This window comes from Bradyrhizobium algeriense (genome assembly GCF_003062295.1).
GTDB lineage: Bacteria > Pseudomonadota > Alphaproteobacteria > Rhizobiales > Xanthobacteraceae > Bradyrhizobium > Bradyrhizobium algeriense.
This window is the reverse complement of the sequence record NZ_PYCN01000001.1, coordinates 884,226-892,469: the sequence shown is the minus strand read 5'-3', so window position 1 is coordinate 892,469 and position 8,244 is coordinate 884,226. Positions and strand designations below refer to the sequence as shown.

The window sequence follows — 8,244 nt, the reverse complement described above, 5'->3', positions numbered from 1 at the left end:
TGCTTCTCAAAACTCAAGCAGTTCCGCCGCGTCGCAACCCGCTTCGAAAAGACCGCCCGAAACTATCGGGCCGTCGTTACTCTCGCCGCCATCGTCCTATGGCTCCGCTAAATGTCCACACCACCTAGAGCATGATCCGGAAAAGTGGCCCCCGGTTTTCCGAAAAGATCATGCTCAAATCAAAGAGATAGAGCGGGATGACGATTCGAAGAAAAGTCATCCCGCTCTAGGCAAGAAGTGATGGGTTTCGCTGCGCTCTACCCATCCTACGAAATCTCTAATGCAGTCCGACCTGTCCGGCTTCCCAGCCAAGCATCGCCTGCTTGCGCGTGATGCCCCAGTGATAGCCGGTCAGCGCGCCGCCCTTGCCGAGCGCACGGTGGCAGGGCACCACGAACGACACCGGATTTCTTCCGACGGCGGCGCCGACGGCGCGCGAGGCTTTCGGGTTCTTGATCTTGTTCGCGATGTCGGAATAGCAGACCGCGCGGCCCATCGGAATTTTCAGCAGCGTCTCCCACACCCGCACCTCGAAATCGGTGCCGATCAGGACCACGCGGAGCGGCTGGTCCGGCCGCCACAGCCGCGTATCGAAGATGCGTTGCGCGAGGTCGACCGTGCCGTCGTGGTCCTCGACATAGGTCGCGTTCGGCCAGCGCCGCTTCATATCGGCAAACGCCGTCGGTTCCTCGCCGGGATCGGCGAAGGCAAGTCCCGCCAGTCCGCGGTCACTGGCGATCACGATCGCGGTGCCGAATGGGCAAGCGTGGAAACCGTAGCGCAGCGTCATGCCGGCACCGCCATTCTTCCATTCGCCCGGCGACATCGCCTCGTGGGTGACGAAGAGGTCATGCAGCCGGCCCGGGCCCGAGAGCCCTGAATCGAGCGCGGCATCGAGCACGCTGGCGGAATCGCGCAGCAAGCCCTTCGCATGGTCCAGCGTGAGCGCCTGCATAAAAGCCTTTGGCGTCAGCCCGGCCCAGCGGCGGAATAGATGGTGCAGCTCATCCGGCGTCACGGCGGCAGCGTCCGCCATCGACTCGATGGTCGGCTGCGTGCGCCAGTGCTCGGAGATGAAGGCGATGGCGCGGCGCACGGAGTCGTAGTCGCGGAGCGCGGCGCTCTGGTGGCCTGGCCTGGCCAGGCGCTGGTCATGTATGGCTGATATCATCATGGGGTCTGATTTAGGGCTCATGCGCGGCTCAAACCACCCGATTTCTGACAACGTAGAGTTTTCGAGCGAAGTGGGAACCGGTTCGCGTGAAGAAAACGCGTCAAAAAAAGAGCCTACGCGACCGGATTGTATGTGATCCCGCGCTTGGCGGTCTGCAACGCAGCCAGTAACGCTTTGGCAAAGCTAGCCTTTTCGTCTGGCCCGAGGACATGGCCGACCGAGACCCGGCGGCCGCGGGAGACCAGATAAAGCCGCTCGATGCCGAATTCGGGGTCGCCGGTCTGTTCGAGCTGGACCCAGAGCGGATTGAACGACCATTCGATCAGCCGGCCGCGATGGCTGACCCGCCGCACGCGTAATTCCGATGGCGTAACCACGATATCCTCGGTGGCGTCAGCGCTGCGGAAATTGATCCGGAACGCCCAGTAGATCACCAGTACATCGAGGCCGAAAAACCCTAACACCGGCCACGCGCCCATCAGGCAGAACGCGACGCCGGCGACAAAGCTGACGATGCCGATGAACGTCATCAGCACCAAAAAGCCGATGCGGTTGAGCGAGCGATGCGGCGTCACCCGCGCCGAAAACAGCGTCGGCGGGTCAAGCGGGGGATCAAAGTCGTTGCCTGCGGTCATCGCGTATCAGTATATCCCGATCATGGCCAAAATCACCCGCTCTATCAGCGCCAAAAAATCCAGTGTTCTGTCCGTGCCGAAGAAAGTGGCAAAGAAGGCCGCCAAGAAGACAGTCAAGGCGGGGCCGAAGCGTGTGGCGAAGCAGTCAGCCAAACCGAAACCACCCTGGACGCCGGCCGAGATCCGCGAGGCGTTCAGCCGCTTTCGCAAAGCCAATCCGGAGCCGAAGGGCGAACTCGAACATCTCAATCCCTATACGCTGCTGGTGGCGGTCGTGCTGTCGGCGCAGGCTACCGACGCCGGCGTCAACAAGGCGACGCGCGCGCTGTTTGCGGTCGCCGATACGCCGGAGAAGATGCTGGAGCTCGGTGAAGAGAAAGTGCGCGAATACATCAAGACCATCGGGCTCTATCGCAACAAAGCGAAGAACGTCATCGCGCTCTCGGAAAAACTGATCGCCGAATTCGGCGGTGAGGTGCCGCGCACCCGGGCCGAGATCGAGACGCTGCCCGGCGCCGGGCGCAAGACCGCCAATGTCGTGCTCAACATGGCCTATGGCGAGCACACCATGGCGGTGGATACCCATGTGTTCCGCGTCGGCAACCGGACCGGGCTGGCGCCCGGCAATAACGTGCTTGAGGTCGAGCTCGGGCTGGAGAAGGTGATCCCGTCGGAATTCATGCGCCACGCCCATCACTGGCTGATCCTGCACGGGCGCTACACATGTCTCGCCCGCAAGCCGCGCTGCGAGGTATGCCTGATCAACGATCTTTGCCGGTGGCCGGAAAAGACGGTCTGAGGGGCGTGGTGCAATCCCAAGGCCGTCATTGCGAGCGCAGCGAAGCAATCCACCTCTCCGCACGGGGATAGATGGATTGCTTCGTCGCTTCGCTCCCTTGCGCAAACGCTTTGCGTTTGTCGCAGGCAATGACGGGATTAGCAGCCTGGCGTTAGGCCACCGGCATTCCCGTTTTCCGCGCCGGCTCGATCAGTTCCGGCCGCGGGCCGGAGAGGCGCTTGTGCATGTGGACCATGAAGGCCATGCCGAACAATGGCGTCGCCAGGTTGACGATCGGGATCGAGACAAAAGCTGCGATGAACAGGCCCGCGGTGAACACGGTCGCCGCATTGTCCTTGCGCATCGCCTTGGCTTCAGCGGGCGAGCGGAAACGCATCGCCGCGAGTTCGAAATATTCGCGCCCCAACAGCCAGGCGGTGGCGATGAAGAAGATCAGGAAGCCCGCGCCGGCGAATAGCACGAAGGGCAGCGCGATCAGATAGACCAAAATGGTCAGCAGCGCCGTCTTGATGCCCTCGGGGATCGCGACGCCGAGCGGCAGCGCGTCGCCGGGTCGCTCCGCCGGATAATGTTCGCGCTCGACATGCTCGGCGACGTCGTCGACGAACACGCTCGCGACCAGCGAGGTGACCGCCGGCATCAGGAAAATGCCACCGAGGACGACGCCAAGCCCGGCCGCGATCGAGATGATCCAGGAAAGGATGTTGAGCGAGGTGTGGAAGCCCGGCCCCAGCATCGCTTCGGCCCAGCCCTCGCCGTATTCGGCGAACCAACTCAAGGCGCGCTGCAAGCCGATGGCCAGCACCGTAATCAGCACCAGCGCCAGCCCGATCGAGCGCCACAGGATGGTGCGCATCGGCGGCGACAGGATCTGCGAAAGCGCCTTGACGGCGGCGTCCAACATGGCGGTTCAACCTCTCGTGAAAACCTTCGCGAGAGGTAGATATACGCGAGCCGTTCGGCAAGTGCCGGTTTTGGCCCGGTCGTGGGGCGACGCTGGCGTTATGCGGCAGCGAATGGCAGCGTCTGACAGATTGTGCCTTCCCAAGGGCCGCCGAAGGCCTAGGTTCAGAGTCAAAAGACGGCTGAGGAGACACACGATGACCGGAACGGGACTGCCGCTTGACGGCGTGAGGGTCGTCGAGATGACCCATATGGTGATGGGCCCGACCTGCGGCATGATCCTCGCGCAACTGGGCGCCGAGGTCATCAAGGTCGAGCCGCCGGTGGGCGACAAGACCCGCTCGCTCGGCGGCATGGGAACCTCGTTCTTTCCGCTGTTCAACCGCGGCAAACGCAGTGTGGTGCTTGATTTCGCCAAGGCGGAGGATCTCGAAATCTTGCATCGGCTGCTCGAAAGCGCCGACGTGTTCGTGGAAAATTTTCGCGACGGCCAGCTCGAGAAACAGGGGCTCGGCACCAAGGAGTTGCGCCGCAGGCACCCGCATCTGATTGTCGCTGGTCACAAGGGTTTTCTCTCCGGTCCGTACGAGCATCGGCCGGCGCTGGACGAGGTCGTGCAGATGATGTCGGGGCTCGCCGCCATGACCGGGACGCGCGAGAAGCCGCAACGCGTCGGCTCCTCCGCCAACGACATCATGGGCGGCATGTTCGGCGCGATTGCGATTCTTGCCGCGCTTTACGAGAAGCGGGGCGGCAAGAGGGACGGCGCCGACATCCGCATCGGCCTGTTCGAGAACTGCCTGTTCCTGGTCGCGCAACACATGGTCGAATATGAGATGACCGGCAGGAAGCCGCGCTCGATGCCGGAGCGCGAGCACGCCTGGCCGATCTACGACATCTTCGACACAGCGGACGCCGAGCGCATCTTCATCGGCGTCGTCACCGAGGGCCATTGGTGGAGTTTCTGCCGCGAGTTCGGACTGCAGGAATTTGCCGACGATCCGACCTTGCGCAACACCACGGATCGGATTCTGGCGCGCGGGAGAATCATTCCGCGCGTTGCCGAAGTGATCAAAGGCTGGAAGATCGCCGATCTCTCTGCAAAGCTCGATGCGCTGAATATCGCCTATTCACCGATCAACCGCCCCGAGGATCTCCTGCAAGATCCGCACGTCCTGCGCCCCGGTGGCCTCGTGCAGAATTTCAATGCCGACGGCACGCCGTTCCGCGTTCCGGCGTTGCCGGTGGAGTGGAACGGCGGCAATATCGGCGAAGGGCTGAAGGTGCCGGTGCTGGGCGCCGACACCGAAGCCGTTCGCGCTGAACTCGACAAGCAAGACCCAACACAACGCCGCATGAGGTTGCCATGACCCGCGTCCAGGAACTCTATCCCGACAGCAAAATCATCCTGCGCGAGGTGGGCCTGCGCGACGGCCTGCAGCTCGTGAAGGCATTTCCATCCACCTCCGCCAAACAGCGCTGGATGCGCGATGAATATGCCGCGGGCGTGCGGCACTTCGAGGTCGGCTCGTTCCTGCCGGCAAAGACCTTTCCGCAATTCGCCGACGTGCGCGATATCATCGGGACGGTGGCCTCGTTGCCCGGCGCCTACGGCATCGCGCTGACCCTGAACGAGCGCGGCGTCAACGAGGCGCTGGCCTCCGGTGTCGCGGAAGTGGCGACGGTGGTCTCGGCCACGGAAGAGCACAGCCAGGCCAATGCCAATCGATCGCGCGAGTCAGCGATTGCAAACGTCAGGCGGCTTTGTGAGCTGCGCGACGCCAGTGCGCACAAGCCGGTGGTGAACTCCGCGATCTCGATGGCGCTGGGCTGTTCGATCGTAGGCGCTGTCGATCCGAAGGAAGTGTTGCGGCTGACGGAAAAGCTGTTCGAGGCCGGCGTCGACATGGTCGCAATTGCCGACACGGTCGGTTATGCCGGACCGAAGCAGGTCGGGGAACTGACCGCGGCCGCGGTGAGGATCGCAGGCTCAAAGCCGATCTGCATTCACCTGCACGACACAAGAGGGATGGGCATCGCCAACGCCTCCGCCGCGCTCGATGCCGGCGCGCGCGTGCTGGATGGATCGCTGGGCGGCCTCGGCGGCTGCCCGTTCGCGCCGGGCGCCACCGGGAATGTGGTGTTCGAGGACCTGGTGTTCCTGTGCGAGAGCAAGGGATTCAAGACGGGCATCGATATCGAGAAGCTGGTCGCGGTGCGCGCGATATTGAAATCGGAGATGCCGGGCGAGGCGCTGTATGGCGGGCTGGCGCGTGCGGGATTGCCGGGCGGGACGGCGGCCAGAGCGGCGTGAACTTACAGCCGCGTCATCCTTAGCCGTAACGCATTGCCGACGACGCTCACCGAAGACAGCGCCATCGCCGCTGCGGCGATGATCGGCGACAGCAGCAATCCGAAGGCCGGATAAAGAATGCCTGCGGCGATCGGGATGCCGGCGGCGTTGTAGATGAAGGCGAAGAACAGGTTTTGGCGGATGTTGCGCATGGTTGCCTGCGACAGGCGGCGGGCGCGGACGATGCCGACCAGATCGCCCTTCAACAGCGTGATGCCAGCGCTCTCCATCGCAACATCGGTGCCGGTGCCCATGGCGATGCCGACTTCGGCGGCGGCGAGCGCCGGCGCGTCGTTGACGCCGTCGCCGGCCATCGCGACGATTCGTCCGGCCTTCTGCAGCTTTGCGACCACCGCGCTCTTCTGATCGGGCAGCACCTCCGCCTCGACGTCGGTAATGCCAAGGCTGCGCGCGACGGCGTTTGCCGTGGTCTTGTTGTCGCCCGTGAGCATGATGACCTTGATGCCTTCTGCGGCTAGCGCCTTCAGCGCATCCGGCGTCGACGCCTTCACGGGGTCGGCGATGGCGAACAAGCCTGCCAGCTTGCCGTCAACGGCCATGTTGATCACGGTCGCGCCGTCGCCGCGCAGACGTTCGCCCTTATCGTTCAATGACTGTGTGTCGATGCCAAGCGACTGCAGGAAGTTCGCATTGCCAAGCACGATCGCCTTGCCGTCGACCTTGCCGGTGGCGCCCTTGCCGGTCGGCGAGTGGAATTCTTCCACCTTGCCTAAATCGAGATTGCGCTCTTTGGCCGTTCGCACGATGGCGTCAGCCAGCGGGTGTTCGCTGGCCCGCTCGACGGTCGCCGCCAGTTGCAAAATATCAGTCTCGTTAAATCCATCTGCCGGCACGATGGCGATCACCTTCGGCTTGCCCTCGGTCAGCGTTCCCGTCTTGTCGACCACCAGCGTGTCGACCTTCTCCATGCGCTCGAGCGCTTCGGCGTTCCTGATCAGCACGCCGGCCTGTGCGCCGTGCCCGACGCCGACCATGATCGACATCGGCGTAGCCAAGCCGAGTGCGCAGGGACAGGCGATGATGAGCACGCTGACGGCGGCCACCAGGCCGAACGCCATGCGTGGCTCCGGCCCGAACCAGGCCCAGGCGCCGAACGCGAGCAGCGCGACGAGGATGACGACAGGCACGAACCAGCCGGAAACCTGATCGGCCAGCCGCTGGATCGGCGCGCGGGAACGCTGCGCATCCGCCACCATCTTGACGATCTGGGAAAGCAGCGTGTCGCGCCCGACTTTTTCAGCGCGCATGATGAAGCCGCCGGACTGGTTGAGCGTGCCTGCGATCACCTTGCCGCCCGGCTCCTTGGTGACGGGCATGGATTCGCCGGTCACCAGCGATTCGTCGAGCGAGGAGCGGCCCTCGAGGATGACGCCGTCGACCGGCACCTTTTCGCCCGGCCGGACGCGCAGATGATCGCCCACTGCAAGCGTATCGATTTCCACCTCGTGATCGGCGCCGTCATCGCCGATCCGGCGCGCGGTTTTCGGTGCGAGCTGCAGCAGCGCCTTGATAGCGCCTGATGTCGCCTCTCGCGCGCGAAGTTCGAGCACCTGGCCGAGCAGCACGAGGACGGTGATGACGGCCGCGGATTCGAAATAGACGGCGACCGCGCCGCCATGGCCGCGGAAGGTCGACGGGAAGATTCCGGGCGCGACGGTGCCGATGACGCTGTAGACATAGGCCACGCCGGTGCCGACAGCGATCAGCGTGAACATGTTGAGATGGCGCGTGACGAGCGATTGCCAGCCGCGCACGAAGAACGGCCAGCCGGCCCAGAGCACCACGGGTGTGGCGAAGGCGAGCTGGATCCAGTTCGACAGCGTTGGGTCGAAGAAGCCATGGCCGCCGACGAGATGGCCGCCCATTTCCAGGACGACGGCCGGCAGCGCGAGCACGAGGCCGATCCAGAAGCGGCGCGTCATGTCGGCGAGTTCCGGATTGGGCGGCGCATCGAGGCTCGCGACCTCCGGCTCCAGCGCCATGCCGCAGATCGGGCAGCTTCCGGGGCCGACCTGGCGGATCTCGGGATGCATCGGGCAGGTGTAGATGGTGCCTTCCGGCACCGCGGCCTTCGGCCTGCTGCCCTTTTCCAGATAGGAGACGGGATCGGCGGCGAATTTGGTACGGCAGCTGGCCGAGCAGAAATGGAAGGTCGCGCCGCGGTAGTCGAAGCGGTGCTTGCTGGTCGCGGGGTCGACGCTCATGCCGCAGACGGGATCGCGGACGGTTGCAGCGGTGTGGGTGTGATGATCGTGCTGGCTGTGACTGGCGTGGTCGCAGCAGGCGCTCTTTGACGCGCCGTTTCGCTCGGCGTTTTCATTCCTGTTCATCATCCGCTCCGGCGCTTGAAACCTATACC

General features: G+C 63.9%; 7 protein-coding genes and 1 pseudogene. 4 read left to right on the top strand and 4 right to left on the bottom strand.

The genetic code is table 11. From position 1 onward, the window contains the following. A pseudogene (locus C7G61_RS04185) lies at positions 1-111 on the top strand (IS5/IS1182 family transposase); the annotation flags it as partial. A gap of 166 nt (positions 112-277) precedes the next feature. Here the strand turns inward: C7G61_RS04185 and C7G61_RS04180 are convergent. Both C7G61_RS04180 and C7G61_RS04175 read right to left on the bottom strand, forming a co-directional pair. Further along, positions 278-1,174, bottom strand: a complete 897-nt coding sequence (locus tag C7G61_RS04180; protein ID WP_108512743.1) for a methylated-DNA--[protein]-cysteine S-methyltransferase — start codon at positions 1,172-1,174, stop codon at positions 278-280. Between the two features lie 113 nt (positions 1,175-1,287). Beyond that, positions 1,288-1,809, bottom strand: coding sequence for a DUF2244 domain-containing protein (locus C7G61_RS04175; protein WP_108512742.1), 522 nt, complete (start codon positions 1,807-1,809; stop codon positions 1,288-1,290). Positions 1,810-1,831: 22 nt separating this feature from the next. Between C7G61_RS04175 and nth the strand changes: the two genes are divergently transcribed. Next, complete coding sequence (nth, locus tag C7G61_RS04170; protein WP_108512850.1) at positions 1,832-2,608, top strand: endonuclease III; 777 nt, start codon at positions 1,832-1,834, stop codon at positions 2,606-2,608. A gap of 151 nt (positions 2,609-2,759) precedes the next feature. On the opposite strand, the gene C7G61_RS04165 is transcribed toward nth, so the two are convergent. Beyond that, the gene (locus C7G61_RS04165; protein WP_108512741.1) at positions 2,760-3,512 is read right to left on the bottom strand and encodes a sulfate transporter family protein; all 753 of its coding nucleotides are present in this window, start codon (positions 3,510-3,512) and stop codon (positions 2,760-2,762) included. 196 nt (positions 3,513-3,708) lie between these two features. Here C7G61_RS04165 and C7G61_RS04160 point away from each other — a divergent pair, with 196 nt between their 5' ends. Together C7G61_RS04160 and C7G61_RS04155 are read left to right on the top strand one after the other, a co-directional pair. After that, entirely contained in the window at positions 3,709-4,881 is a 1,173-nt protein-coding gene (locus tag C7G61_RS04160) for a CaiB/BaiF CoA transferase family protein (RefSeq protein WP_108512740.1), read from the top strand. Then, positions 4,878-5,825, top strand: coding sequence for a beta/alpha barrel domain-containing protein (locus C7G61_RS04155; RefSeq protein ID WP_108512739.1), 948 nt, complete (start codon positions 4,878-4,880; stop codon positions 5,823-5,825). The genes C7G61_RS04160 and C7G61_RS04155 overlap by 4 nt, the downstream gene beginning before the upstream one ends. A gap of 2 nt (positions 5,826-5,827) precedes the next feature. Here the strand turns inward: C7G61_RS04155 and C7G61_RS04150 are convergent, their stop codons facing one another. Continuing rightward, the gene (locus C7G61_RS04150) at positions 5,828-8,215 is read right to left on the bottom strand and encodes a heavy metal translocating P-type ATPase (protein WP_274542257.1); all 2,388 of its coding nucleotides are present in this window, start codon (positions 8,213-8,215) and stop codon (positions 5,828-5,830) included. Positions 8,216-8,244: the final 29 nt, after the last annotated feature.

What these genes read in the sequence shown, in the direction of transcription:
- C7G61_RS04155 (WP_108512739.1), top strand. Translation starts at nt 4,878, where the DNA reads ATGACCCGCGTCCAGGAACTCTATCCCGACAGCAAAATCATCCTGCGC.
- C7G61_RS04160 (WP_108512740.1), top strand. Translation starts at nt 3,709, where the DNA reads ATGACCGGAACGGGACTGCCGCTTGACGGCGTGAGGGTCGTCGAGATG.
- C7G61_RS04165 (WP_108512741.1), bottom strand. Translation starts at nt 3,512, where the DNA reads ATGTTGGACGCCGCCGTCAAGGCGCTTTCGCAGATCCTGTCGCCGCCG.
- C7G61_RS04180 (WP_108512743.1), bottom strand. Translation starts at nt 1,174, where the DNA reads ATGATGATATCAGCCATACATGACCAGCGCCTGGCCAGGCCAGGCCAC.
- C7G61_RS04175 (WP_108512742.1), bottom strand. Translation starts at nt 1,809, where the DNA reads ATGACCGCAGGCAACGACTTTGATCCCCCGCTTGACCCGCCGACGCTG.
- C7G61_RS04150 (WP_274542257.1), bottom strand. Translation starts at nt 8,215, where the DNA reads ATGAACAGGAATGAAAACGCCGAGCGAAACGGCGCGTCAAAGAGCGCC.
- nth (WP_108512850.1), top strand. Translation starts at nt 1,832, where the DNA reads ATGGCCAAAATCACCCGCTCTATCAGCGCCAAAAAATCCAGTGTTCTG.